The organism is Candidatus Baltobacteraceae bacterium (assembly GCA_036489885.1).
Taxonomy (GTDB): Bacteria; Vulcanimicrobiota; Vulcanimicrobiia; order Vulcanimicrobiales; family Vulcanimicrobiaceae; genus JAFAMS01.
This window is the reverse complement of the sequence record DASXEW010000003.1, coordinates 1,513,759-1,539,166: the sequence shown is the minus strand read 5'-3', so window position 1 is coordinate 1,539,166 and position 25,408 is coordinate 1,513,759. Positions and strand designations below refer to the sequence as shown.

Annotated in this window: 27 protein-coding genes and 1 riboswitch; of the genes, 1 reads left to right on the top strand and 26 read right to left on the bottom strand. The window is 61.3% G+C overall.

The window, feature by feature from the left end; translation table 11 throughout:
• Positions 1 to 5 precede the first annotated feature (5 nt).
• The 17 genes from VGG22_13465 to VGG22_13385 all read right to left on the bottom strand — a co-directional run bounded on the left by VGG22_13465 (position 6) and on the right by VGG22_13385 (position 16,510).
• The gene (locus VGG22_13465; protein ID HEY1729381.1) at positions 6 to 293 is read right to left on the bottom strand and encodes a hypothetical protein; all 288 of its coding nucleotides are present in this window, start codon (positions 291 to 293) and stop codon (positions 6 to 8) included.
• A gap of 50 nt (positions 294 to 343) precedes the next feature.
• Positions 344 to 1,573 (bottom strand): metallophosphoesterase, encoded by a 1,230-nt coding sequence (locus tag VGG22_13460; protein HEY1729380.1) that lies wholly within the window; start codon positions 1,571 to 1,573, stop codon positions 344 to 346.
• Positions 1,564 to 2,400: a PHB depolymerase family esterase gene (locus VGG22_13455; GenBank protein HEY1729379.1), complete on the bottom strand. Its 837-nt coding sequence runs from the start codon at positions 2,398 to 2,400 to the stop codon at positions 1,564 to 1,566. Before VGG22_13455 ends, VGG22_13460 begins: the two co-directional genes overlap by 10 nt.
• Positions 2,401 to 2,518: 118 nt before the next feature.
• Positions 2,519 to 3,985: an NADH-quinone oxidoreductase subunit N gene (locus VGG22_13450; protein HEY1729378.1), complete on the bottom strand. Its 1,467-nt coding sequence runs from the start codon at positions 3,983 to 3,985 to the stop codon at positions 2,519 to 2,521.
• On the bottom strand, positions 3,985 to 5,418 hold the full coding sequence (locus VGG22_13445) for an NADH-quinone oxidoreductase subunit M (GenBank protein HEY1729377.1): 1,434 nt from the start codon (positions 5,416 to 5,418) through the stop codon (positions 3,985 to 3,987). Before VGG22_13445 ends, VGG22_13450 begins: the two co-directional genes overlap by 1 nt.
• Entirely contained in the window at positions 5,418 to 7,436 is a 2,019-nt protein-coding gene (gene nuoL, locus VGG22_13440; protein ID HEY1729376.1) for an NADH-quinone oxidoreductase subunit L, read from the bottom strand. The genes VGG22_13445 and nuoL overlap by 1 nt, the downstream gene beginning before the upstream one ends.
• Positions 7,437 to 7,439: 3 nt before the next feature.
• The gene (nuoK, locus tag VGG22_13435) at positions 7,440 to 7,745 is read right to left on the bottom strand and encodes an NADH-quinone oxidoreductase subunit NuoK (protein ID HEY1729375.1); all 306 of its coding nucleotides are present in this window, start codon (positions 7,743 to 7,745) and stop codon (positions 7,440 to 7,442) included.
• Entirely contained in the window at positions 7,745 to 8,326 is a 582-nt protein-coding gene (locus VGG22_13430) for an NADH-quinone oxidoreductase subunit J (protein HEY1729374.1), read from the bottom strand. The genes nuoK and VGG22_13430 overlap by 1 nt, the downstream gene beginning before the upstream one ends.
• Entirely contained in the window at positions 8,323 to 8,919 is a 597-nt protein-coding gene (nuoI, locus tag VGG22_13425) for an NADH-quinone oxidoreductase subunit NuoI (GenBank protein ID HEY1729373.1), read from the bottom strand. The genes VGG22_13430 and nuoI overlap by 4 nt, the downstream gene beginning before the upstream one ends.
• The gene (gene nuoH / locus VGG22_13420; GenBank protein HEY1729372.1) at positions 8,919 to 9,911 is read right to left on the bottom strand and encodes an NADH-quinone oxidoreductase subunit NuoH; all 993 of its coding nucleotides are present in this window, start codon (positions 9,909 to 9,911) and stop codon (positions 8,919 to 8,921) included. The genes nuoI and nuoH overlap by 1 nt, the downstream gene beginning before the upstream one ends.
• Positions 9,911 to 11,920 carry a molybdopterin-dependent oxidoreductase gene (locus tag VGG22_13415; GenBank protein HEY1729371.1) on the bottom strand — a complete coding sequence of 670 codons (2,010 nt, stop codon included), beginning with the start codon at positions 11,918 to 11,920 and terminating at the stop codon, positions 9,911 to 9,913. Before VGG22_13415 ends, nuoH begins: the two co-directional genes overlap by 1 nt.
• Before the next feature lie 7 nt (positions 11,921 to 11,927).
• A complete protein-coding gene (gene nuoF / locus VGG22_13410) occupies positions 11,928 to 13,187 on the bottom strand; it encodes an NADH-quinone oxidoreductase subunit NuoF (GenBank protein ID HEY1729370.1) in 1,260 nt (419 codons plus the stop codon).
• Entirely contained in the window at positions 13,177 to 13,890 is a 714-nt protein-coding gene (locus tag VGG22_13405) for an NAD(P)H-dependent oxidoreductase subunit E (GenBank protein ID HEY1729369.1), read from the bottom strand. Before VGG22_13405 ends, nuoF begins: the two co-directional genes overlap by 11 nt.
• A complete protein-coding gene (gene nuoD / locus VGG22_13400; GenBank protein ID HEY1729368.1) occupies positions 13,887 to 15,098 on the bottom strand; it encodes an NADH dehydrogenase (quinone) subunit D in 1,212 nt (403 codons plus the stop codon). The genes VGG22_13405 and nuoD overlap by 4 nt, the downstream gene beginning before the upstream one ends.
• A complete protein-coding gene (locus VGG22_13395) occupies positions 15,095 to 15,691 on the bottom strand; it encodes an NADH-quinone oxidoreductase subunit C (protein HEY1729367.1) in 597 nt (198 codons plus the stop codon). The genes nuoD and VGG22_13395 overlap by 4 nt, the downstream gene beginning before the upstream one ends.
• The gene (locus VGG22_13390) at positions 15,684 to 16,166 is read right to left on the bottom strand and encodes an NADH-quinone oxidoreductase subunit B family protein (protein ID HEY1729366.1); all 483 of its coding nucleotides are present in this window, start codon (positions 16,164 to 16,166) and stop codon (positions 15,684 to 15,686) included. The genes VGG22_13395 and VGG22_13390 overlap by 8 nt, the downstream gene beginning before the upstream one ends.
• Complete coding sequence (locus tag VGG22_13385) at positions 16,157 to 16,510, bottom strand: NADH-quinone oxidoreductase subunit A (GenBank protein HEY1729365.1); 354 nt, start codon at positions 16,508 to 16,510, stop codon at positions 16,157 to 16,159. The genes VGG22_13390 and VGG22_13385 overlap by 10 nt, the downstream gene beginning before the upstream one ends.
• A 62-nt stretch (positions 16,511 to 16,572) precedes the next feature.
• Between VGG22_13385 and VGG22_13380 the strand changes: the two genes are divergently transcribed.
• Positions 16,573 to 16,932, top strand: a complete 360-nt coding sequence (locus VGG22_13380) for a carboxypeptidase regulatory-like domain-containing protein (GenBank protein ID HEY1729364.1) — start codon at positions 16,573 to 16,575, stop codon at positions 16,930 to 16,932.
• Here VGG22_13380 and VGG22_13375 read toward each other — a convergent pair.
• The 9 genes from VGG22_13375 to bluB form a co-directional block, all read right to left on the bottom strand.
• Positions 16,915 to 17,625 (bottom strand): serine protease, encoded by a 711-nt coding sequence (locus VGG22_13375; GenBank protein ID HEY1729363.1) that lies wholly within the window; start codon positions 17,623 to 17,625, stop codon positions 16,915 to 16,917. The two genes, VGG22_13380 and VGG22_13375, sit on opposite strands and share 18 nt — an antisense overlap.
• On the bottom strand, positions 17,609 to 18,646 hold the full coding sequence (gene hflX / locus VGG22_13370; GenBank protein HEY1729362.1) for a GTPase HflX: 1,038 nt from the start codon (positions 18,644 to 18,646) through the stop codon (positions 17,609 to 17,611). Before hflX ends, VGG22_13375 begins: the two co-directional genes overlap by 17 nt.
• Positions 18,643 to 19,197 carry a bifunctional adenosylcobinamide kinase/adenosylcobinamide-phosphate guanylyltransferase gene (cobU, locus tag VGG22_13365; GenBank protein ID HEY1729361.1) on the bottom strand — a complete coding sequence of 185 codons (555 nt, stop codon included), beginning with the start codon at positions 19,195 to 19,197 and terminating at the stop codon, positions 18,643 to 18,645. The genes hflX and cobU overlap by 4 nt, the downstream gene beginning before the upstream one ends.
• Entirely contained in the window at positions 19,197 to 19,913 is a 717-nt protein-coding gene (locus VGG22_13360) for an adenosylcobinamide-GDP ribazoletransferase (GenBank protein HEY1729360.1), read from the bottom strand. The genes cobU and VGG22_13360 overlap by 1 nt, the downstream gene beginning before the upstream one ends.
• Positions 19,910 to 20,968, bottom strand: coding sequence for a nicotinate-nucleotide--dimethylbenzimidazole phosphoribosyltransferase (gene cobT / locus VGG22_13355; GenBank protein HEY1729359.1), 1,059 nt, complete (start codon positions 20,966 to 20,968; stop codon positions 19,910 to 19,912). The genes VGG22_13360 and cobT overlap by 4 nt, the downstream gene beginning before the upstream one ends.
• A complete protein-coding gene (locus tag VGG22_13350) occupies positions 20,965 to 21,753 on the bottom strand; it encodes an ABC transporter ATP-binding protein (GenBank protein ID HEY1729358.1) in 789 nt (262 codons plus the stop codon). Before VGG22_13350 ends, cobT begins: the two co-directional genes overlap by 4 nt.
• Positions 21,750 to 22,736, bottom strand: coding sequence for an iron ABC transporter permease (locus tag VGG22_13345; GenBank protein HEY1729357.1), 987 nt, complete (start codon positions 22,734 to 22,736; stop codon positions 21,750 to 21,752). The genes VGG22_13350 and VGG22_13345 overlap by 4 nt, the downstream gene beginning before the upstream one ends.
• 4 nt (positions 22,737 to 22,740) lie before the next feature.
• Positions 22,741 to 24,549, bottom strand: coding sequence for a TonB-dependent receptor (locus tag VGG22_13340; GenBank protein ID HEY1729356.1), 1,809 nt, complete (start codon positions 24,547 to 24,549; stop codon positions 22,741 to 22,743).
• 47 nt (positions 24,550 to 24,596) lie between these two features.
• A riboswitch (cobalamin riboswitch) is annotated at positions 24,597 to 24,717 on the bottom strand.
• Positions 24,718 to 24,746: 29 nt separating this feature from the next.
• The gene (gene bluB / locus VGG22_13335) at positions 24,747 to 25,376 is read right to left on the bottom strand and encodes a 5,6-dimethylbenzimidazole synthase (protein ID HEY1729355.1); all 630 of its coding nucleotides are present in this window, start codon (positions 25,374 to 25,376) and stop codon (positions 24,747 to 24,749) included.
• Positions 25,377 to 25,408 lie beyond the last annotated feature (32 nt).

The window sequence follows — 25,408 nt, the reverse complement described above, 5'->3', positions numbered from 1 at the left end:
CTAACCTATTTTGCCGGATACGAGAGTGTGTAAGTGTAGGCTTTGCTCTCGACGTCACCGGCGATAGCCATTCGAGCCGTCGGTCCCGCGTCGGCCCAGCGCTGCGACGGCGCGTAACAAAGCAGAATGTGGTCCGTCTTCTTCAGGTGCTTGAGGAAGTCACCATCGTTTGAATCGGGCGTCGAGATCTCGAAGGTCGCGCCGCTCTTCAGCTTGATCATTCCGGCGCCGGCATGTGATTGGTCGACGGCCGGGCGGATCTGCACGATTGCTGCGGGTGGGTCGCAATACATGAATGGCATGATTACCTCTGTCCTTCGACTACGCGCCTTTGGCGCTACGCTCAGGATGACACAGAGTTACAGCTAACCTCGCCGGGGCTATATTTGCAGGCGTAGACTTTCTTGCCGATGCTGTCGTAGACTTCGAACGATTTTCGTCCGACGTCGAACAACGCGAACCCAAAGCCGTGACGGATCGTCGCCTGCGCGATTCGCGTGTTATCGATTTTTAAGCCTTGAATATTACCAGGGTCGGGCGAGAGCGTGTCGCCTCCGGTTCCGACGATCACTTGAGGCGGACGATGGTCGGCAAACGTCAGCGTTTCAAACAAATGCACGTGCCCGGATATCGAAAGGTCGATCGGAAGCGTCCGCGGGTCGCCTTCGGCTGCGTCCAGCGTCTTATTCAGCAGGAGCGCGCCACCCGCGATTGCACCTTCGACTCCCCACATTGGACGATGACTGAGCAGCCACGTATCTTCATGCGGCAGCGAACGCAGCTTTGCGAAATCTTGCTTGTACTCGGGCACAAGAATGCTGCGCGGGCGCGGATCGAGTGCGCTCGATGAATCGAGCACGAAGAAGCGTATACCGTCGATCGAGGTCGACCAACCCGCTTCGCGTTCCGAACAATCGGCGTACGCATAAATCGACAGAAAGCGATCCCAGCCTTTTCCGCCGCGCTCGCAATCTTCGTGATTGCCCCGTAAGGCAAGAATCGGTGCAGCAGCGAACATCGGCGCGGCCGGCGTAAAGAAATCAGCGTCCCACGCTTTCCAGCCGTCACCGTGCGGCGAGCCCGCGCATTCCGGTACGAGACAGGGCGTCTCGCGATAGTAGTAGTCGCCGACGTGAATGACGAGATCGGGATGCGAGGCCGCAATCTGCAGCGCAATCGTCGGAAACGGCCACTTCACCGGATCTTTGCAGGCTTGAAAAAAGACGATCTCGATGCGGCAGCCGGTGTCGCCCAGGACGGCGATCGTCCGAATCTTCGCAGGCGGTGGCGGCAACTGATGGCCGGCGACCGACACGCTCCGTGCGTTCGCCGGTACGGCTGCTTCGCAAGTGCGAACGTCGAAATTGCGGCTAGGTCCGGCGCGCTCGTGCGAAATTACTTCGCGATTGTCGATGCGGACTTGGGGACACGCGCCGCGTCGAATAATGCGGGCGAGGTACGTCCCATTCGGACCGGCTTGCGTCCACGCAGCCAGCACGGTGTCTTGCGCGGTTGCACGGCCGGGCGCAATAAGCAGCACCAGCCCTGCCGCGAGCAAGAAGATTAGCCGCACTGTCGCATGGCTTGCTCCGTCTCCGCCTCCCCTTCTTCCAAAAAGAAACGAAAGAGGGCTTCACTGAAGTTCGGCCCTACCGGCGCCGTGTAGGAACCGCGTAGACTGCCACCGCTCCAGGCGTGCCCGATGGCATCGAGTTCGCGGACTTCTAGGCGTGTCATTCCGGATCGGTCATGCCAGAGAGCGCGCTTGCCGCCCCCAAAGATGTCCTCGACGTCGGGCTCGGCGTTCAGGCCGTAGAGTTGAGAGAACTGGCGTCCGAGCAACCATGCGTTCACCGGAGCTACGCGAATGTCGCGCTCGCCGACCCAGATGATGGCGCGCGAACGGCGGTACGCGACCGTGCCCAAAACGTTCGCCGGGATGTCCGGCATGCGCTCGCCGCGCATCGCAGCATAGGCGCTGTCGACGTCGTGCGCGGCGTGCAATGCAACGCCCGCCATCGCGGCGACGCCCGCAAAGATGTCCGGAGCTTGTTCGGCGAGGATCGTCGCCAAGCACGCGCCCGCCGAGAGACCCGCGAGAAAGATCCGCGAGCGGTCGATGTCTCCTTCGCGCACCACGCGCTCGACGAGATCGAGCACGGCTGAGGGTTCGGGTCCGTCGCGACGCTGATTTTCGGGGGCAAACCAATTCCAGCAGCGTTGGCCGTTGGCGCGTTCATCTTGCTCGGGATAAAGCACGGCGGCGCCGTGGCGTTCACCGAGGATATCGAACCGCGTTCCGTGCGCAAAATCCTCGGCGCCTTGGCGGCAACCGTGGATCGCAACAAAAAGCGGAAGCTCTCTACGTCGTCCTTCGGGGACGAATAAGCGATAGTTCAATTAAACGGCGCTCCGCCCCAGGCTCCGCGCCCCCCATGCTTCGCAAGGGGCCCCCAAGAGTACGAGCCCGTCATTATTGCGCCAATACTCCCATTCCCCGAGGGGGCTCGTAACAATGTTATCTTATTCGAGGCAGCACGTCGTGCAGCGCAACCGGATAGAAACCGAAGAAAAATGTCGCGATCGCGCACGCCCACACACCAATCCACGGCGCGCGGCTCAGCGGCTTGATTTCGCGAATGTGTGCCAGATCGACGTGCACGTACATTGCACGAATGATCTTGACGTACACATAGATCGAGATCGCAGTACCCAAGATGAGAAGTCCCGCTAGCCAAACGTAACCGGCAGCGACCGTGCTCGCGAGAATCAAAATCTTTCCGATGAAGCCGGCCGTCGGCGGCAAGCCCGCAAGCGAGAGCAGGAAGAACGACATCGCCGCAGCCAGCACGGGATGCCGCGTTCCAAGCCCGGAGAATGCCGAGAAGTGGGCATCTTCTTCAGAATCTCGCGCGACCAGCGCCGTGACGCTGAATGCCCCAAGATTCATGAACAGATATGCGCCGAGATAGAAGATTGCGTAGCGCATGCCGAGCGTCGACGTTCCAGCCATTGCGGCCATGATGTAGCCGAGCTGCGCAATACCGCTGTAGGCAAGCAGACGCTTCATGTCGATCTGTGCGAGCGCAGCAAGGTTACCAACGACCATCGACAAACCGGCTGTTGCCCAGACGGGCCAAATCAGCGCTTCGTGTCCCGCCGGCGTCAGCACGCTGTAGAGAAAGCGGGCGAACACGGCCAGCATCGCGGCTTTCGTGACAACGCTCATGTAGGCGCTGGCCGGAATCGGTGCGCCTTCGAACACGTCCGGCATCCAAACGTGGAAGGGTACGAGCCCGATTTTAAAGGCAACGCCGATCATGAATAGGCCACAGCCCATCGTAAAGAGCGGGTTCGATGCGGGTACTGCTTGCAAGGCCGCGAGATTGACGGATCCGCTCGTTCCAAACAACAGCGCCATACCGTAGAGCATAAAGCCGCTCGCCATCGACGAGAGGATCAAATATTTCAGCGCCGCTTCACGCGCTTCGCGTTTGCGAATTTCGCTTGCACCCTTGATCATGCCGCACAGGCAATACAGGGCCAGCGACAAAATCTCGAGGCCGAGGAAGATCGTCATGAGGTCGGCGGCGCCGGCCATCAGCATCGCGCCGGTCGTACTCCACAACATCAGCGCGCAGACGGGGCCTTCTTTGTCGTCATCGCGCTCGGTCGGAACCATCATGATCGAGAAAACCGCTGCGGCGATAATAATCAGACTGAACGCGATCGAGAATCCGCCCAGTACGAATCCAAAGCCGAAGGCCGGTCCGAATTGGTGCGACAGATACTGCTCGACCAGCACGTAGGCCGCTGCCAGGAGTCCCGCTACCGAAATTCCGACGGCAATTCCGCGCCGAGGCTCTCCCGACGGCATCACGAGGTCCGCAAGCAAAACGATGAGCGGCGTAATCGCTACGATGCCGAGCGGGAAGAGCGCGTTGTAGTCAAAGTTGCCGAACGGCGGGACGAGCAGATGCGGCACTATTTGTTCTCCACCATTGAGACGCCATTCGCAACCAGCGAATAAGCCTGATCGGGATAATTTGCTGTGATCGGATAGACGCCGAGGATCACCAGCGCTGCGAACAACGGGACGAGCGCAAAGACTTCGATCGGCGCGAGATCAGGCCGCTGCGGCAGATCCGGCTTTTCCGGACCGTGCATGAAGCCTTGATAGACGCGCAACATGTACGCCGACGCGAGGACGATCGCAATCAGGGCGATACCCGCCAGCCACACATAGCCGGCCTGATAGATTCCCACCAGAATAAACAGCTCGCCGGTGAATCCTGCCAGACCCGGAAGGCCGAGCATCGCGAGCGCCGCGATCGCCATTGCGCCCGCCAACACGGGATTGCCCCGCGCCAGACCGCCGATGCGTGCAAGCGATCGCGTTTCCTCGCGCGATTCAACGTAGCCGATAATCAGGAACATCGCGGCCGTGAAATATCCGTGCGCGACGATATATAGTACCGCACCCCGCACGGCGTATTCGTTGTGCACGACGATGGCCGCGAGAATCAACCCAAGGTGCGAGAGCGAGCTATACGCGACGACCTTGCGCGCATCGTTGTCGGTTAGCGCAATGAAAGCGCCATAGAACAGACCGATGAACCCGAGCGTAATCAACCACGGTGCGAAGCGCGTCATCTGCGGGCCGAAGAGCGGCAAACCGATCGTGATAAAACCGTACAGTCCGGCTTTGGACTGCACGGCGCCGACGAGGGCCGCAACCGGCGCAGGCAGCTCTGCGTACGTATCCGGCATCCAGGTGTGGAACGGCCAGACCGGCGTCTTCACCAAGAAAGCGATCGCGAATGCGATGAAGATCCACGGCGCCCAATTGTCGGAGAGCGGCGGCAAGACGCCCGTGTCGATGACGTCGGTCGTTCCATACAACCAGCCGTACGCGGCCGTCGCGAGCAGCAACAAGAGGCCGCCCGTCACGTTGTAGATCAAGAAGCGCCACGCGGTCGCCGGATGCACGCTCCATGCGATCATCAGCAAGAAGACCGGGATGAGCATCGCATCCCAGAAGAGCGCGAACAAGAGCAGGTCGCGCGCCAAGAACAGACCCAGCATCGAGCCTTCGAGCAGCAACATCAAGCCGACGAAGTTGCGTTGCCGCGGGACTTTCGTTCCGAGCAGCGCGCAAACGGTGCACAATGTCAGCAACTGGACGAGCGCGTACGAGATGCCGTTCACGCCCAAGTGATAGTTCGCGCTAAACGGATACGAGAGCCAATGCGTCGACTCTTGGGCCGGCGGATTCCACGGATTGATGAACATGACAAGCACGAAGCCCGCCAGGGCGACGATGACGCCGTACCATTTCGCGATAACGTCGGCCGACTTCGGCAACGCGAAGGTCAAGAACCCGAGGAGTAACGTTCCACAAACAAGTGCCGTCAGCATTAATGCACCGCCACGATCGCGTAGTAAACGATGAAGGCCGCGGCACCGAAGACGATCGTCAAGGCGTATGCGCGCACGAGACCGGTCTGGAAACTGCGGAACAAGTGACCAAGCCAGACGGCCGACACGCGCGCTTCGCGGACCGTGCCGTCGATGACAAGCGGATCGACCAGCTGCCCGAATAAGAATCCGAGGGCACGCGACGGACGAACCAGCAGCGCGTCGATGGCAAGATCGAAGTAAAACAGATGGACGAGAATCGCCGGCATCCAAACCGTCTCTTCGCGCAACCGGCTGATCGCATCACGTAACGCTCCGGCGTTACCGTAGCGCACGTACGCAATCGCGACGCCCAAAATGACGACCGCGAGTACGATCGCGCTCGAAATCAGCTCGCTCACGGGCGCCGTTCCCTCCGGATACGAAATCGCTGCGCCGAAGACGGGCTCGAGCAGCTTATGCCACGGGCTGCTGTCTCCGCCGACGTTCAAGAAACCGGCGAATATCGTTCCGATCCATAGCACCGCGACGGGCGCAACCATGAGCCATACGGGCGTGTGGTGTTCGTGTTCATCGAACCCCTCGTGCGCATGCTCTGCGACCGCCGGTGTTCCGGCAAATTCCGGATGCCGAATCCCGAGATTGGAGGGATCGACGTCGCCGCGATATTCACCGAAGAACGTAATGAAGATCATGCGGAACATGTAGTAGGCGGTGATCCCGGCGGTGAGGACACCAACGGCGTATAGCTCCGGATGTCCGCGCAAGAGCGTATCGTAGACGACGGCATCTTTCGAGAAGAAACCGGCGAGCGGCGGAACGCCGCAAATCGAGAGCGTCGCGATCGTCATCGACCAGAATGCGAACGGCTGACGCGTACGCAGGCCGCCCATGAGCCGGACGTCCTGCTCGTTGTTCAGCGCGTGGATGATAAGGCCGGCCGTCAGGAAAAGCTGCGCCTTGAACCATGCGTGCGTAAAGAAGTGCAGCACGCCCGCGTCGTACGCGCCGACGCCGACGGCCATGATCATGTAACCGATCTGCGACATCGTCGAATACGCGAGAATTCGTTTGATGTCCCATTGCGCGACGCCGAGGATCGCACCCAGCAGCGCCGTAACGCCGCCGATGATGCCGACCAGCTCGCGCGCATCGGCGGAACCTTGCCAGAGTGGCCAGCAACGCGCGATCAAATAAACGCCCGCCGTGACCATCGTTGCAGCGTGGATCAGCGCGGAGACCGGCGTCGGGCCTTCCATCGCATCCGGAAGCCACGAGTGCAGCGGAACCTGCGCCGACTTGGCCGCGCAACCCACGAAGAGCATCAAGCACGCCAGGTAGAGGAGGCTCGGCGAGAACTTGTGCGCCGCGGCTCCGGCAAACGCGTCGGCGTACGAGATCGAGCCGACGACCGCGACGATGATGAAGATCGCAAACAGAATTCCGACGTCGCCGACGACGTTCATGACGAAGGCCTTGGTCGCAGCCGCGACTGCAGACGGGCGTTCGTACCAGAACCCAATCAAGAAGAACGAGGCGAGACCGACGAGGCCCCAGCCGATCAGCAAACCGACGAAGTTGTCGGAGAGCACGAGCGTGAGCATCGCAAAGACGAAGAAATTCATGTAGGCGAAAAAGCGCGCGTAGCCTTTGTCGCCCGCCATGTAGCCCATCGAGTAGAAGTGGATCAGGAAGCCGATGCCGGTGATGATCAAAACCCACGTCAGCGAGAGCGGATCCCACAACAGTCCAACGTTGAATCCCTTGGCCCACGTCACGAGCGACTGATGCGCGCCAACAAGCGTCGTCGCGCCCGCGACGGTTTGACGCGTGGCGTCATTCCATGAGGCAAGCGTCGCCAAAAACGAAACCGCAATCGCAGCGCAACCGATCGGGCCACCCCAAGACCGTAACGACGGACCGAAAGCCCAGATGATGATGGCGCCGACCAGCGGCGCCAGCCAGATCGCGAACAGCGGCATGTAGACGCCTTCGACTCCCATCACGTGTTGCGGCACGCGCTAACCCTTCAACACCGCGACGTCGTCGACGTCGACGTTTTCAGCCCGGCGGAAAACGATTACGATGATTGCAAGCCCGATGGCAGCTTCAGCCGCCGCGACGGTAATCACGAGGAACGCGAAGACATGACCGGCGTTGCTCATGTACGCTTTCGCATACGCAATGAAGGCGAGATTCGCGGCATTCCACATCAGCTCGATGCCCATCAACATGATGAGCGGATTCCGGCGAGCGACGACGCCGCCGACGCCGATCATGAAAATGATCGCCGATAAGGCGATGTAATTCGCGACCGCGACCTGCACTACGATCGTTCCTTCAAAATCGGCTCACGCTTCCGCAGTGGTTTGCGGCGTGGCGGGCGCGGCGGATCGACGTCGCCTGCCAGCGCGATGACGCCGATAACCGCAATCATCAAAACGAAGGCCGTCGCTTCGAATGGTAGGAGATACGTCGTAAAGAGCGCTTGTCCGAAATCCGCGACGCTCCCGAAGACGTTGGCGTTTCCGGCTGCGCTCGCGGCGGTGGACTGCGGTAGCGAGGGCGTGACCGACTGTACGATGACGAACAGCAAACCGCCGAGTGCAAGCGCTCCAAAGACCGACAGCGGCGCAAGAATGCGCGGCAGACGATTGGGACCGACCGAAAACTGACGGACACCGCTCGAAAGCAGTGCGATCACGAACAGGAACAACATCAGGATCGCGCCGCTGTAAACGACGACCTGAATGACGGCCAAGAATTCCGCGTCGAGCGTCAGGTACATCATCGCCAAGAGCAAAAAATTGAGGAGCAGGCCCAGCACGCTGTAAACCGGCCGCGAAGCGCTCACGACGAAGACCGCGCTTGCCACGATCAGCACGGCGAGAATCCAGAACGTGATCAACCCGCGAGCCCTTTACGCTGCGTCTTGAGGATCGTGCCGCGCCACGTCGCCTCGTAGCCCGATTGAATGTCGACGGTATTCTTCTTCTGCGTCACGGAACCGAGGTCGGCCGGAATTCCGCCGGGTCGCTCGTCGGGCGGCGTTCCTACGCCGGCCTCGGGTGGAACGAGCAGACGGTCCTTGCTGTAGATGAACGAACCGCGCCGGTAGTCCGACATCTCAAAGCGCGGCGTCAATACGATCGCATCGGTCGGGCACGCTTCTTCACACAATCCGCAGAAGATGCAGCGCAACTCATCGATCTCATAACGCGCGGCAAAACGCTCGCCGGGCGAGCGCCGGTCATCGGGGCTGTTCTCCGCACCGATTACCGTGATGGCATTTGCGGGGCAGGCGATTTGGCACAGCTCGCATCCGATGCAGCGCTCTTTGCCGTCTGCATAGCGCCGCAGCTCGTGCAGGCCGTGGAAACGCGGCGCATGCTGCTTCTTCCGGCTCGGATACGGCTTGGTCGGATGTTTGCGGAAGAGAAACGAAAACGTCGTCGCAAATCCGATCACGATTGCCGGGATATTGAACAGATTCTTGCGCATTAGACGCCACCCCTAAAAGCTATCACCGCAGAGGTGACGATCAGGTTCAACGTGGCAACCGGCAGCAAGACCTTCCAGCCGAACGCCATGAGACGATCGTAGCGCAGCCGCGGCAACGTCCCGCGCAGCCACATGTAGATGAACAGAAATACGCCGGCCTTGGCGACGAACCAGACGATTCCGGGAACCATCGTCAAGCCGAGGGGCGCCGACCAACCGCCGAGGAACAGCAGCGTCGCCAAGCACGACACGGTGATCATGTTCAGATACTCGGCGATGAAGAACAATCCGAAGCGCAAGCCTGAGTACTCGGTGTGGAATCCACCGACCAGCTCCGTTTCAGCTTCGACCAGATCGAATGGCGCGCGATTCGTTTCGGCGACGGCCGTCGTCAGGTAAATCAGGAAGCCGAGGAACTGCGGCGCGATGAACCAGAGGTTGTACTGCGCGTGCACGATGCCGCTAAGCGACGTCGTTCCGGCCATGATGAGAACGCCGACGACAGAGAGCGTCATCGCCAGCTCGTACGAGATCATCTGCGCGGTCGAACGAATGGAGCCGAGTAGCGGATACTTCGAGCTCGATGCCCATCCGGCCAGCGTGATCCCGTAGACGCTGATCGACGTCAGCGCAAAGATATAGAGAATTCCCGCGTCGACGTTGCCCACGGCCCACAATCCCGCAGAGCTTTCGCTGAAGGGGATTATCGCGAACGCACCCATGGCCGTAATCAACGAAATGAACGGGGCGAGTTTGTAGATAACCGGATCGGCGTTCTTCGGCGTGAGGTCTTCTTTGAAGAACATCTTCACCGCATCGGCTGCAGGCTGTAGCATTCCCCAGGGTCCGACGCGATCAGGGCCGGGACGCAGCTGCATCCAGCCGAGAATCTTGCGCTCGAAGAGCATCGAGTAGGCGAACGTCGTGATCACGATGAGCAAGACAACGAGCGACTTGATGACGACGATGAGCCACACCGGAACCATGTCCATTAGCTGGCTCCCTGTGCGGTCGCGACCAGCGGCGCCGTCAGCACCGTTGCAAACGGCGCATCGAATGCCGCCGTACCCAGGCCACTGAAGACTTCGTCTTCACGCAGCGACGGCGCGAGCTCGTCGGCGCGGTAGAGTGACGCGTTCACGAGTCCGCTCGAAGCGCGGGCCGCTAGCGCGGTCGCAACTGCGGATTCGATTGCATTGGGCTCCGGAATCTCGACACCGAGCGCTTCCGCAAAACCGACGAGAATCTCGAGATCTGAATAGACACCATCCGGCGCCATTAATGCGGCTTCGACCATCAAGCGTTCGCCGTCGATATTCGTCGTCGTGCCGGTCTTCTCGAAGGGTCCGCATACCGGAAGCACGAGCGTTGCTGCGCTTGCCGTTGCGGTCGGGAACAACTCGCCGACGACGAGAAATTCGACCTTGGCGAGTGCGGCCTCGACGAGCGCACGATCCGGATAGTGCGCCAGCGGATTCGCACCAAAAATCGCGAGACTCTTGAGCTTGCCGTCGCGCGCAGCCTCGAGCATTCCGCGCGTATCGAGTCCCCCGTCTTGCGGAATGCAGCCCAGCATTTCCGCACCGCGCGAATTTTGCTGTTCGCCCGGGATGAACACGTGCAGCGTCTTGCCGGTGAGCGTGTTCAACACACGTTCGAGGTCATCGCCCGTGCTTTTGCGCACGCCGCCCCAGATGAACGCGATCCGCTGCGCGCTTGCAGGCATCACGTCGACGAGGCGATCGAGCGACGCAATGTGCGTCTCGGGGACCGCGGCATCCGCGGGAATCTCGCCAACAGTAAAAAGGCGCGCGCCCTTGTGCTGAACTGCCTTCCGAATACGCAGATCGGCGATCGGCGCGGTTCGTGAGAGCGGGCGGCGCGTCGATACGATTACTTGCGCGTTCTCGAGATCGGACAATGTCCCGCCGTATTGACCCGGTGTCGCCTGACGTTGCCGTCCCGCGCGCCAGTCGATGTTCTTTACGCCGAGCCCGCGATAGATGTGCTGGAGCAGCCAGGCTTCTTCGTTGAGCAACCGGCCACCGCCGATCACGCCGACTGCACCCGGTCCATGCGTATCGATCGTCTTGCGAATCGAGGTCGCCCACAACGAGATCGCATCGTCCCAGGCGATTTGCAATTGCTCGCCGCCGGGATCGCGCACGGTCGGTGTCGTCAGACGCCGCTCATCGTCGTAAAAGCCGACGTTGTAGCGCCCGCGATCGCACAGCCAACCGTCTGAGATTTTTCCGTCCGGATCCGTCATCGTGCGCAACGGAATGTTGTGGCGTGTATCGACGTTCATCTCGCAACCGACGCTGCATTGCAAACAGGTGGTCTTGGTGCGATGCAGATCCCACGGCCGCGCCTTGAAACGGTACGTTTTGGAGGTCAGCGCGCCGACCGGACAGATTTCCGTCACGTTGCCGCTAAACTTCGAACGATACGGTTGCCCCGTCGCCGTTGCAATGATGGCACGTACGCCACGATCTTCCGTGCGCAGCGAGCGCTCGCGCGTGATCACGTCGTCAAAACGCACGCAGCGCAAGCAGAGAATGCACCGCTCTTCATCCAGGACGATCGTCGGACCCAAATCGACGGCTTTCGGTTTGAGCGCCTTGGGATCGGCGAGACGCGAAGCACCTTGGCCGTAGGCCATCGAGAAGTCTTGCAAATCGCACTCGCCGCCTTTGTCGCAAATCGGGCAATCGAGCGGGTGATTGAGCAACAGAATTTCGAGAACCGCGCGACGGCCTTCGCTGGCTTTATCGCCGACGGTGTTGACGACCATGCCGTCCGTTACTGCCGTGTTGCACGCGATCTGCAGCTTCGGCATTCCCTCGATCTCAACCAGACAAATGCGGCACAGACCCGCCGGCCCGAGCTTCGTGTGATAGCAATAGACGGGAATGTCTTTTTGAACTTGCTTCGCAGCTTCGACGAGCAGCGTACCGGCCGGGACTTCGACCTTCACGCCGTCGATCGTAACGGTCGCCATTTTTTGCTCAGGCATATTGCGGCTCGCGGATATATTTGCGGAAGTGACTCTCGAATCGCTTCACGACGGATGCGAGGAACGGCTCGATCGAATCGCCTAGGGGACACAAATTCAGTCCGGTTATCTGGTGCGAAACGCTGAGCAGCATGTCGATATCGCTCGCCACGCCCTTGCCTTCCAAGATGCGCTCGAGCATGAGCTCGAGCCAGTGGCCGCCTTCGCGGCACGGCGTGCATTGTCCGCACGACTCATGCGAGAAAAAACGCACGAGTGCGAGCGCGGCTTTTACGAAATCGGTCGTATCATCGAACACGACGACCGCACCGGAACCGAGCATCGTTCCGTTCTTGGCCATGTTCTCGTAGTCGTACGGCACATCGAGATGCTCTTCGAACAAACACGCCGAGCTGCCGCCGCCCGGCTGCACTGCCAAGAACTTGCGCTCGTCGCGCAAGCCGCCCGCGCAGTCGTCGATAAGCTGCCGCAGCGTCGTTCCGAGCGGAACTTCATAGTTGCCCGGCTTCTTCACGTGGCCGCTGACCGAAACGATCTTGTAACCTTTCGACTTCTCGGTACCGACGCTCGCGAACCACTCCGCGCCGTTGCGCAGAATCGGCATCAGATATGCAAGCGTCTCGGAATTGTTGACGACGGTCGGCTTCCCGTAGAGCCCTTTGACCGCGGGGAACGGCGGCTTGAGCCGCGGCTCGCCGCGCTTGCCTTCGAGCGAACTCAGTAAGGCCGTCTCTTCACCGCAGATATACGCTCCCGAGCCGCGATGGACGGTCAGCTCGATGTCGTAATCGGTGCCGCAGATACCCTTACCGATATAGCCGGCTGCGCGCGCTTCCTCAACTGCCTTGCAAAAGATCTCATAGCCGCGCTTGAACTCGCCGCGAATATAGATGAACGCGTGATGCGAGCGGATCGCGTACGATCCGATCAGCATGCCCTCAATGATCTGATGCGGCGTTTCCTCGAGCAGCATGTGATCCTTGAACGTGCCGGGCTCGGCTTCGTCGTTGTTGCACACCATGTAGCGCGGCTCGCCGTTGTCGGGCAAGAACTGCCACTTGCGGCCGGTTGGGAAACCGGCGCCGCCGCGGCCACGCAGACCGGACTTGTCGATGATCGAAACGATCTCGGCCGGCTGCATCGTTTTGACGGCCCGCTCGAGCATCTCGTAGCCGCCTTGTGATTTGTAGACGTCCATCGAGCGCAAGTCGAGCTCGCCGACGCCCTTCATCAATACCGGTTTAGTGTCCATGGCCGTCCTCGTGCTCAAGAATTGCGCGTCCGTCTTTCACCAAACGCTCGCGCGAACGATCCGGAGTAATGTCGCGCACGAAGCGGTCGAGCATGATGACGCCACTGCGATCCCCGATCCCGCCGGCATCGTTCGGATTCGAGACGTGCTGCGCACCCAGTGATTTCGGAACCGTATCTTTGGGGACGGACCACGTGCGTTCGGGCTTCTTCGTCTGCGCCATCGGCGGGACGTCGTACGTCCCTCCGCGGATCGCCGCCAGCATGTCGTCGACCATCTTCGGCGTCAAATCGTAGACGAAATCGAGATTGACCTGCATGCACGGTGCGCGATCGCACGCGGCCAGACACTCAACTTCTTCGTACGAGAAGAGTCCGTCGGCCGTCGTCTCGAGATGTCCGACGCCGAGCTGCTCGCGAAAGTACGCCATGATGTCTTCCGCGCCGTTGATCGAGCACGAAAGATTGCGGCACACTTGCAGCATGTACTTTCCGACGGGCTTGCGGAACAGCAGCGTGTAGAACGAGACCGTCGACTCGACGACGGCGAGCGGCACGCCGACCCATTCGGCCGTCTGTTTCATCGCGTCGGCCGAAACGTAGCCTTCTTCCGCTTGGAAACGCCAGATGATCTGGAGCGTCGCGGAACGCGGGTCTTCGTAGCGCGCGAGAATCTCTTTGGCTTCGCTGCTCAAGTCGATCATCGGTCGACCTCGCCGAACACCGGATCCAGCGAACCGATGCACACGACCATGTCCGCGATCAGCTCGCCGATCGCGAGCTTCTTGAGTACTTGCAGGTTATAGAAGGAAGGCGGACGCGTCCGAACGCGCCACGGACGGTTCTCACCGTTGGAAACGATGTAGTAGCCGAGCTCGCCGCGCGGACCCTCGACCGCTTGATACACGTCGCCCGGCGGCACACGGAAGCCCTCGGACACATATTTGAAGTGATGGATCAATGCTTCCATCGAGAGCGCGATCGCTTCTTTGGGCGGCGGACCGACTTTCGTATCGTCGATCATCACCGAACCCTCGACCAACTGCTCGCGAACTTGGCGGATGATGCTCATCGATTCGTCCATCTCGTCGAGACGCACCAAGAACCGCGCATAGGCATCACCTTCGGTTCGTACTGGTACCTCGAACTCGTATCGCTCGTAGCCGGAATACGGAAACGCTTTGCGCACGTCGTACGCGATTCCCGATCCGCGCAGCGGCGGTCCCGTGATGTTCCACGCAAGCGCCTCTTCCGGCGAGAGGATCGCAACATCGATCATGCGGTCTTGCACGATCGGGTTCTTTTGCAGAACGCCACGCAGCTCGCGGACGCGGCCCGGGAATTTCTTGATCAGATCGTCGAGCCGGTCGAGGAAGCCTTGCGGCACGTCCTCGCGTAAGCCGCCTATGCGCAGGTAATTCGGATGCATCCGCGCGCCGCCCGAGGCTTCGAACAGATCCAGAATGTTCTCGCGCAAATCGAACGCGTAGAAGAACGGCGATATGGCGCCAAGGTCGATCCCGCCCGTTCCGAGCCACACGCAGTGCGAGGCAATACGCGAGAGCTCGCAAAGCAGAACGCGTAGTTGTTGTGCGCGTTCGGGGATATGACTCGTGATGCCGAGCAGCTGCTCGACACCGAGGACGTAGCACATGGCATTGGTGAGCGGCGAGAGATAATCCATCCGCTCGATGACGGTCGAGGCCTGATGCCAAAAGAGATTTTCGGCCGATTTCTCGATACCGGTGTGCAGGTAGCCGATCTCCGGATCGGCCTTCGTGATCGTCTCGCCTTCGATCTCGGTAAGCACTTGCAAAACGCCGTGCGTCGACGGATGCTGAGGTCCAAGCGACAGCAACATCTTGTTGCCTTCCATCGCAACGACGTCAAGGGGAACGCGCGTCGCCGTCATGCTTGTCCCCGAATCTTGGCGATCTGTTTCGCGAGTGCAGCCGCCGTTCTACCGGATGCCGGCGTTCCCGCGAGCAAGTTGCTCTTCAGCGCAAAATCCGGACGCGGTGTTTTCTCGAGCGCAGGTCCGCGCAACGGATAATCTTTGCGCAGCGGATAGCCTTCCCAGTCCTTCGGCATTTGAATGCGCCGCAAATCGGGGTGACCGTCGAACGTAATTCCGAAGAGATCGTAGATCTCGCGTTCGGGCCAATCGGCGCTCGGCCACAGATCGCTCATCGTCGGGAGCGACTGCCCATCGTCGAGGCCGCACAATACGCGAATGCGCACGGGCGCGCGGACGGACGCGGGATTGAGCGCGCGATCCGGTAGCTTCAAAAGATGGTAGACGACGTCGAAACGCGGCGAACGCTCGAGGTAGTCGACGCCGCCGACGTCGAGCAGCATCGAGGCACCCTCGGCCTTCAATTGTTCGAGCCGCCCGCGAAGCTGCGCGGGTTCGACTCGTTCGATGACGGCGTCGTTGATATCGGGCCGGATGGCCGTCGGATCGAGGGCACTTCCCCCGCGAGGTGGTGTTTGCGGGCTAGGCACGCGCCAGTATGCCTCCCCGTCCGCCTTGCCGGATCTGCTGCTGGATGAGGTTCACCGCGTAAAGCAAGCCGTCGGGAGTCGGCGGACACCCGGGGACGTAGACGTCGACGGGAATGATCGTGTCAACGCCTTGGACGATTGCGTAGTTATCGAAGACGCCGCCCGAGCTGGCGCAGGCGCCCATCGAGATCACCCACTTAGGATCGGCCATCTGGTCGTAGAGCCGCTTGATGACGGGGCCCATTTTTTGCGCGACCCGGCCGGAGACGATCATGAGGTCAGCCTGGCGGGGCGATGCGCGGAAAACTTCGGAGCCGAGGCGGGCGATATCGTACTCGGGCGCCGTCACGCTCATCATCTCGATGGCGCAGCAGGCGAGACCCATTGTGAGGGGCCAGACGCTCGAAGATTGGGCCCAGCGGGCGACGTCGTCGACGCGCGCGAGTAAGAACTGCGTTCCTGGGACTACCTCCACTGAAACCCTCCCCGCTTCCAGACGTACGCATAACCGATGCCGAGGACGATGACGAACGCGACCATCTCGAGCAGCCCGTACACACGCAGCGCGTGCATCTGAACGGCCCATGGGTAGAACGACGCGGCTTCGACGTCCAAGACCACAAAGAGCATCGCGATCAGGTAGAAGCGTACCGGAAAGCGACCGGAAACGTCCGACGTCGGCTCGACGCCGCACTCATACGCCTCCTCCTTAACCGGATTCGGCTTCTTCTTACCCAGGAGCCCGGGTACGATGGAGAACACCAGCGAGGCGACGAACGCGAGCGCCAAGTAAATGGCGACGGGACCGTACGGAGACATAGCCGGGGCACTTTTCGCAGACAACGTACGGGACCCTCGATGCTACTTTTGGAGGACCGGCCTTGCGCATCCTGACCCGAAGCCTGATCTGTGCCCTCGCCGTCGTGACCTTGCTCGGCGCCGGGTGTGAAAATCCGAACGGAGGCGGCCTCCAGGAGTTCGGCTCGATCACCGGTCGATTGCTCGACGATCGAACGGGCGAACCCCTTAGCGTCTCAACGGTCTACATTTCGGTCGGATCGGTTGTCGTTTCGCAAGTCGATAACAAAGGCGGCTTCGTACTCCCGAAAGTTCCCGTCGGTAAACAAACCGTGAACATCAATGCGATCACGTACATACCGGCGAGCTTCGACGTCAACGTCGTGAAAGATCAAACCAGCGACGCCGGTTATATCCGATTGAAATCAACGCTCGCGCAATAGAAATTTTTTGATGATGTCGACGGGCGTCGCAAATCCGATCGCATGCTCTTCTTCGAAACGCGACTCGGCCATACCGATGACTCTTCCGTCGAGCGTGAACACCGGAGCGCCGCTTTCGCCGGGAATTACGGGCAAATCAAGCTCGATCGTCTCATCAGGAGTGCCGACGTCGCGGACGCTCGCGACGTGACCGGTATAAAAGGAAGCAGTCGTTCCCAAGCCCTCGTCGATAAACGCATCCGGGATCGGATAGCCGAGCAACCCGATCGGTTCACCCGGAACGACGGCATTTGAATTATCGAACTTGACGACGGCGGCGTTCCTGATCGCGCTCACCTCGAGGAGTGCGAGATCCTCGCGATCGTCCTGTGCTACGATGCGAACGGTCTGCGCGCGCTCAGCATCGCCGATACGCGCACGCAGGTTGTGTGCGTCGTCGATGACGTGCTTGGCGGTGATGATCCGCGTCCCCCAATCCCCGCTCGCGACGACAAACGCGCTTCCGTACGCGTCGTCGATCTTGCCATGCATCTTCGGATCGTCCGAGGGAGCCTTCATTGTAAGAAACACGACGCTCGGGTGAATCTGCCGGTACAATCCCTCGAGATTGCCGTTCGCGCTCGGCCGCGCGCAGGCGCACAGCGCCACCACCACGAGAACCAGTCCGCGCCGCACGTCAGGCGCGCGCGGCAAGCGCGGCGCGCAGCTCGGGTATGCCGTGGCCGGTTACCGCGCTAACCGTGAAAGCATCCCTGGGAACGTCTCGCGGACTGCGATCGACCTTGTTGTAGACCGCGAGCACGGGCTTCTCACCGAGTCCGAGCTCATCGAGTGTGGCTTCGACGGCTTTCTTCTGACGCTGCCAATCCGGATTCGACGCATCGATCACGTGCACGAGCAGCGAAGCACTCTCCAGCTCTTCAAGCGTCGCGCGAAACGCGTTGACCAGCTCTTCGGGAAGTTTCGTGATGAAGCCGACCGTATCGGCAAGACGAACCGTTTGATCCTGCGCAACCCAAGCGCGGCGTACGAGCGGGTCGAGCGTAGCAAAAGGCTGATCCGCAACAAACGCATCTTTGCCGCTGGTCAAACGATTGAGCAACGAGCTTTTTCCGGCGTTCGTGTACCCGACGAGCGCTACCAGCGGCTCGCGCCCGCCGGAAACGCGGCGCGTAGCGCGCTGTGTGCGCACGTCTTCGAGCGCACGGCGCAGCGTCGAGATGCGGCGTTGAATTTGGCGGCGATCGGTTTCCAACTTGGTTTCACCGGGGCCGCGCGTTCCGATACCGCCGCCCAGACGCGAAAGCTCGGTACCGACGCCGATGAGATTCGCTTGCCGGTAGCGCAGCTGGGCCAGCTCGACTTGAAGCTTGCCCTCGCGGCTGCGCGCATGCTGCGCAAACACGTCGAGAATCAGCATCGTGCGATCGATGATCTGCAGCGGGATAACCTTTTCGAGATTGGTCCGCTGACGTGGACGCAAGTCGTTGTACACAAGAACTGCCTCCGCTCCCAGCTCGTCCGCGGTGCCTGCGATCTCTGCAGCCTTGCCAGCGCCGAAGAGCGTCGCGGCATTTACGCGGGGCAGCTTCTGCACGACTTCACCCACGATCGTTGCGCCGGCGGCGCGCGCAAGCGCTGCGAACTCTTCGAGCTGCGGCGCCAGCGGCGATTCGCGATCCTGTAGATCGACGGCGGCAATGAGCGCTTTCATGTTTTCTTCAAATCGATTGCGGCGCCGGCAACGACAAGGAACGCGTCATTCGCCATGGCGCACAGACGCTGGTTCGTTCGTCCGAGCACGTCGCGAAAGACACGACCGGAAACGTGCACCGGGACGACGCCCCAACCGGCTTCTTCACTGATTACGATAACGTCGGCTGCGCATTGTTCGAGGGTACTCGTCAAACGCGACGCATGAGCTTCAATCTGATCGTGCCATTCCACGACGCTCGTTCCGAGCGGATGGCGCCCCATGACGTCGGCAAGCCACGTTCCGATCGAATCGACGACGACGATCTGGTTCGCTTGTGCGCCGTCCAGCGCCGTCACCAGATCCTTACCCCCCGGGACGGCCGTCTCAATCGTCGTCCAGTCACTCGGACGTTCGGCTTGATGCCGCGCGATTCGCGCGCTCCACTCTTCGTCGTCGACGTCGAGCGCCGCGGTCGCGCAAAAGACGATGCCACGACCCGAACGCAGCGCAAGACGCTGCGCAAGCGCACTTTTCCCAGAACGGACCGGACCAGTAATGAACGTCAGCACTATCGTCCATAGAGCGCTGCGTAGATCGTAAGCGTTGCAATTTCGCACACAATGATGAGTGCGCCGTAAACGTCTCCCGTCAGGCGTCCGCCCAAACGGCGCGCGGCCCATTCGCCGATTATGAGCGAAAGCGCCGCCACTGGGACGAGCGCGAATCGCGCCCAGTGCGCTACCGTCATCGAGAGAACGCCGAGCAAGAAAGCATTCGCCATGACGGCAACGGTCGTGAAGCGCTCCGTGCCCGCGTAGGGATAGCGCATGAGATTGATGGCTGCACTCCAGCGTCCGATCCCGCCCGCCAAGGCAAAGGACGCGGGCCACGCGACCGGCGGCAGCATCGCAATCGCCGCAATCCATACGGCGACCGCGACCGCCAAGTACGCAATCGCGAAGGTTCCGTGATGAGGATCCTTGAGGATGCGCAAACGTTGTTCGGGATCGACGCACGCAAACAGCGCATCGCAGCTGTCAAGAAACCCATCGACGTGCAGCGCGCCGGTGAGCACGATCGGCAGTGCGAACGCGCATGCAATTGCGAGCGGTTGCAGCCCAAGCAGCGAAAGACCGTAGCCCGCCCAGCCCGCGATCGCGCCGATGATGATGCCGACGATGGGAAGATATCCGAACGCAGCTGATGCCGGCGGCGTATGTTCGCGATTGACCGTTGGAAAGATCGTGAAATAGGAGAACGCTGCGGCCAGCGTCCGCAGGTTCACGAAACCGGCGCTCCCTCCGCAGTGGAAACGCCCGCTTCCGCAAATGTCTTCATCTCGGAGATCATGCGCGTAGCCGCGCCGATCAATGGAAGTGCGAGTGCAGCGCCGGTCGCTTCGCCAAGGCGCATGTCGAGATCCAAGAGCGGCTCGAGCCCGAGCGCTCGTAAGGCGATCGTGTGCCCCGCCTCCCGCGAACGATGCGATGCGATTAGATACGAAGCGACATTCGGATCGAGTGCCTTCGCCAACAGCGCTGCAGCGGTGACGATGAAGCCGTCGACGACGACCGGCGTGCGTGACGCTGCAGCGGCGAGCATCACGCCCGCGAGCCCGACGATTTCGTAGCCGCCGACCTGGCTTGCGACCGCGATCGGATCGCTACCGTTGAGGCGCGCAATTGCCGATTCGACGATCGAGATTTTACGCGACAGAGCTTCGTCGTCGATGCCGGTGCCGCGACCGACGACCAACCCAACCGGCGTCGTCGAGAAGATTGCAATCAATGCCGCGGCGCTCGTCGTGTTACCGATTCCCATGTCGCCGAGCGCGATGATATCGAGCCTGCCCATGCGTTCGCGAACGCGATTGAAGGCTTCGATACCGGCGCCCAGCGCGCGCTCGACGTCATCGTGCGACATAGCCGGTCCATGAGCGAGGCTCGCAGTTCCGCGTGCAACTTTGAGATCGAACAGCTGCGGATGCGGCGCTAGCTCGGCATCGACGCCGAAATCCGCAACGAATACGTCGGCGCCGGCCTCCCGCGCGAACGCGCTGATCGCGGCGAAGCCCGCGCAGAATCCGCCGACCATTTGCGCGGTGACCTCCGGCGGATACGCGCTGACGCCATCGCGCGCAACACCATGATCGGCCGCGCCGATCAGAACCGCACGGCGTTCGAAGGCGTGCTTTGGAACGCCGCCGGTTATCGCACACAGGCGAACCGCCAAGTCTTCGATGCGCCCCAAGCTTCCGAGAGGCTTCGTAAGTTGATCGACGCGCTCGCGCGCGGCTTTTGCGATCGCCGGGTCGGGAAGCGGAATGCGCGGCAGATTCATCGGGGATCTCCTTTACGCTGGGGTGGCCTTGCGAATGCGAGCAACATCCCCTCCTCGCGGCGGACGACGATCGGCGCCCCGTAGGCAGTCGAGAGCAACTCTTCTTGAAAAACGCGTTCTGGGACGTCGCAGGCGAGCAACGTGTTCTTTCCGACGAGCGCGATGCGGTCGGCGTGCGCGGCTGCAACGTTCAAATCGTGCAATACGATGATCACGGTCGTGCCTGCATCGGCGAGCTCGCGCAGCAATGACAAGATGTGCATCGCATGGCCGAGATCGAGATGCGTCGTTGGTTCGTCAAACAGCAGGCTCGGCGCGCGTTGTGCGAGCGCGAGCGCAACCCAGACGCGCTGACGTTCGCCGCTCGAAAGCGCATCCAGCGAACGCTCCGAACGATCGGTCAGCTGGGCGCGTTCGAGAGCTTCGTCGATGATCGCTTCGTCTTCAGGCAACTCGTTCCAACGCCACCAAGGACGATGCGGAAGGCGCCCTTGCGCAACGGCTTCGCGTACGGTCACGTTCGCGACCGGCGCACTGTCGACTTCGATCAGCGCGAGACGGCGCGCGCGCTCTTGTGCGTTCATCTGCGCGACGGCACGGCCGTTTACTATCACGCTACCGTGCTGCGGCGCGTGCAAACCGCCGAGCGCGCGCAGCAACGTCGATTTACCCGCGCCATTCGGACCGATGATCGCCAGAAGCTCGCCTTCGCCGAGCTGCATCGAGACGTCGTGCAGCACAACGTTCGATCCGTACGCGAGCGTCAGATCCTGCGCGTCGATCATACCGGCTTCGCCCGCCGCGAGGCGAGATACAGAAACGCGGGCACGCCCAGGAGCGACAAAAGAATGCCGAGTGGAATTTCCGTCGGCGGCGTCGCCGAACGCGCAAACGTGTCGGCAAGAATCAAGACGATCGCACCGACCGGCAGTGCCGCGGCGATCGTCCAACGTACGTCATGCCCGATCGCGCCGCGCACGATGTGCGGCACCATCAAGCCGACGAAACCGATCACGCCAGAAACACTTACGGCTGCCGACGTTAGCAAACACGCGGACAGGACGACCAGCCAGCGCGTGCGATCCAAATCGACGCCGAGCGCCTGTGCGCGCCGCGTTCCGAGTCGCAGCGCGTTGAGCGCGGGAATCGTCGTAAGCGCGAGCGCAAGCCCGCACGCCGCATAGAGCACGGCCCAACCCAGATCGCGCCAGCCGTGCCCCGCGAGACTTCCGCCCAACCATGCCAAGATGCTGAGCGACACCGAAGCCGACGGCGACCACAAAATCACGAGTGTTGTAAGTCCGGCGAACAGCGACGAAAGGGCAATGCCGGCAACGATCATGCGCTCGACCGAGAGTCCCGTCCCAGCACGCGAGAGCGCCGCGACCAGCAATGTGGTCGCAAGCGAGGCGCAGAGTGCAATCGCGGAATACAGCGCCGGCGGCGCGCCGAGCGCAATTGCCACTGCAATCGCGAGTGCCGCACCCGCGCTCGTGCCGGTCAGATACGGATCGATCAGAGGATTGCCGAGCAGATCTTGCATCAGCAGTCCCGCAACAGCGAGCGCAGCGCCGACGAGCGCTGCGATCGCAACGCGCGGCAGGCGCAGCGACCACAGCACCGTGCTCGCATCGGTCTGCGCATGCGGATGAGCGAGCGCAGAGAGAATCGCGGCGGGCGAAAACCCGATCGTTCCCCACGAGGCGCCCGCAATGATCGCCGCGCCGAGCGCAAGCAGGGCGACAACGATCACTGCTGGGCGCGTCATTCAATCACCGCGTCGAGAGCTCGAACTCGACGGTGCGGCCGGGAGCCGGATAGCCGAGAATCGGTGCGTAGCGCTCGTCGCCGAGGTTGTAGACACGAATCGACGCGATCACGTTCTGCGCAAATCGTCCGCGCACGTATGCATTGACCGTGGTCTGTCCGCCGCGCAACACGCCCGATTCATTGTGCGGGCTTTGAATCTGGGCGTCGGCACCGAACGCAACCACGTTCCCGGAGAACCCGCGTTCGAGTCCGAGCGTGGTCGTCGTGACCGGCTCGAAATCGAGGCGGACGGCGGGTTGCCCGAGCGTCAGGTTCTGTGCGCGATACATATCGGTTATACCGACTTTTGCGACCAGATCGTGAAACGGCGCAGTGTGAGCCGAGAAAACGAATCCTGCGAGCGACGCTTGCGCGATATTTTCCGGGACGAAACTCGCGTTGAGCGCAATCAGATTCGTTGCTTCACGATCGAACCAGCCGAGGCTCGCACCCGCCCCGCCTAGCGGTGCGTTGAACGTTGCGTCGAGGTTTTTCGAACGTTCCGGAACGAGCGATGGATTCGAAAATCCGGGATAGTAGAGCTCGTCGAGCGTCGGAACGCGGAACGTACCCGCGTAGTTGGCCGAGAAGCGCGTGCTTCCGAGCTGTACGGACGTTCCGAACGCGGGCTCGAGAACCGAAGCCTGCGGAGCATCGTGTTCGCCGCGCAATCCTGCGGTAAGGATTACACTGTTTGAGATGCTGTCGCGATACTGCGCGTAAATGGCGCTGGACGATTGCGCAGCCGACGAAGCCGGCGGAACCGCGAATGTGCCGAGGTTAAGCAATACGCTTTCCCGCGAGAGATCGATTCCCGTGACAAGCGAACCGGATGGGTTCGCGATGACGTCACGGAGTGAGACTTGCGTGCGAGAGTCGTACGTGTCGTTTTCGCCTCCGTTCTGCGGATCGTCGTAGTCAAGTCTCGCATTTGCGCCGCTAAACGATAGGCTCAGCGCGGAGTTCGGTGTGTGACGCGTGACCGAGATGTGTCCGTCACCTTGCGCGGTCGCTTGCAATGCGAGAGGTGTGAGAAACGAGAGGTTCCCCGGCACACCGAGTTTCACGGCGTCGTTCCCTAAGCTTGCATCGACCGTATACGTTGCGCTCGGATTCGACTGATAGTCGAGACGTCCGGCAGTCGCTTGCGCCCACGAATTCGCGCGAGTACCGGCCGGAAATCCATCGAGGCTCGGATAGTCATAGACGTTCGTCGCAGTATGGCGCTCGAATCCGACTCCGAAGCCGCCTAGAGCGAATTCGAGCCGCGCATCTTGCTCGCCATACGTTCCGTCGGCAACCTCGAGATACGGTGAACGGACGTGACCGGTGATGATGTTGATGATGCCGCCGACAGCACTGCTGCCGTAAAGCGTCGAGCCGCCGCCTTCAACGACTTCGATGCGCTCGACGTCGACGGTCGAGAACGTTCCGAGATCGATCGATCCCGCCGACCCCGCGGCGACCGGAAAGCCGTTGACGAGTATCAGCGTTTGTTCGGACGTAGCACCGAGAACGCCATAGTTTGCCTGCGCGCCAAACGCGCCGTAGCGAAACATCGTGATTCCGGGAATGTCACGCAGGGCGTCCGCGACGGTGCGATCGCCTTGTGCTTGAATCGTCGATCGATCGACGACGAACGTCGGACGCGTCGTCATTGTTACCGGCTCGTCTTGCCGGTCGGCCGTCGTGACATGCCCGATTTCACTCGGCTGTGGCGACGGAGTGGGACTTGCCGCCGTCAGCGCGGCAGCGAATAGGATAGCCAGCACGATCTTCCTACCTTTACGCGAGGTGAAGCGATCAAATGCGGCCCGCTCGGTTTCCTGACTCGCGGATCGTAGCCGTTTGCCGATGCCTTCCCGGCTTGCGCCAGTGGCGTTTCGGCGGCTCCCCGCTTACAGTGGCGCGACCGTCCCGGATTTCCACCGGGTTCCCATCGCGAGCACGCTGTCCGGCCGGTTCTGCGTCAACGCCGGTGCAGCCTCGTTGCCTCCGAATCATCGGTTTCCCAACCCGCGCGAACGAGTTCGCGATCAAGATGCTCTTCTTGCGGATAGCCGAGACATAGATACGCGACGAACGACCACGACGGCGGAACGTCGAGAATCTGCGTGACGGCGTCAGGGTCGAGAATCGAAACCCAGCCGACCCCGATTCCCATTGCGCGCGCCATCAACCACAACGTGTGGATCGCGAGTACGGTCGAATACGCGAGCGTTTCGGGCATCGTAGCGCGCCCCAGGCCCGATCCGCGCGGCGTGTCACGATCGACGAACACCGCGAGATGCACGGGCGCCTCGCGCAGGCCCGCAAGCTTCATGCCGGCATAGAGACGCTGCTGCTCTCCGCTGTATTCCTCTGCCGCTTGGTGATTGCAGCGCTCGTACTCAGCAATAATGTTCAGACGGCGCCCGGAATCGTCGACCCGCACGAAACGTGAGGGCTGACTGTAGCCAACCGATGGCGCAAACGACGTCGTCGCCACGAGCCGCTCGACGATTTCGTCGGGAATCGGATCGGCGCGAAAACGCCGCACGTCGCGCCGCCACGCGAACAGTTGCGTCAGTTCCGTACGAAATTCGTCGTCGAATCTCAAGGGAGGAGCGGCGTTCACTCCCGCAGAGTACG

Coding starts and splice junctions, on each gene's coding strand:
- VGG22_13465 (HEY1729381.1), bottom strand. CDS start 293: ATGTATTGCGACCCACCCGCAGCAATCGTGCAGATCCGCCCGGCCGTC.
- VGG22_13445 (HEY1729377.1), bottom strand. CDS start 5,418: ATGCTGACGGCACTTGTTTGTGGAACGTTACTCCTCGGGTTCTTGACC.
- nuoI (HEY1729373.1), bottom strand. CDS start 8,919: ATGCGCAAGAATCTGTTCAATATCCCGGCAATCGTGATCGGATTTGCG.
- nuoH (HEY1729372.1), bottom strand. CDS start 9,911: ATGGACATGGTTCCGGTGTGGCTCATCGTCGTCATCAAGTCGCTCGTT.
- VGG22_13415 (HEY1729371.1), bottom strand. CDS start 11,920: ATGGCGACCGTTACGATCGACGGCGTGAAGGTCGAAGTCCCGGCCGGT.
- nuoF (HEY1729370.1), bottom strand. CDS start 13,187: ATGGACACTAAACCGGTATTGATGAAGGGCGTCGGCGAGCTCGACTTG.
- VGG22_13405 (HEY1729369.1), bottom strand. CDS start 13,890: ATGATCGACTTGAGCAGCGAAGCCAAAGAGATTCTCGCGCGCTACGAA.
- nuoD (HEY1729368.1), bottom strand. CDS start 15,098: ATGACGGCGACGCGCGTTCCCCTTGACGTCGTTGCGATGGAAGGCAAC.
- VGG22_13385 (HEY1729365.1), bottom strand. CDS start 16,510: ATGTCTCCGTACGGTCCCGTCGCCATTTACTTGGCGCTCGCGTTCGTC.
- hflX (HEY1729362.1), bottom strand. CDS start 18,646: ATGAAAGCGCTCATTGCCGCCGTCGATCTACAGGATCGCGAATCGCCG.
- cobT (HEY1729359.1), bottom strand. CDS start 20,968: ATGAATCTGCCGCGCATTCCGCTTCCCGACCCGGCGATCGCAAAAGCC.
- VGG22_13350 (HEY1729358.1), bottom strand. CDS start 21,753: ATGATCGACGCGCAGGATCTGACGCTCGCGTACGGATCGAACGTTGTG.
- VGG22_13345 (HEY1729357.1), bottom strand. CDS start 22,736: ATGACGCGCCCAGCAGTGATCGTTGTCGCCCTGCTTGCGCTCGGCGCG.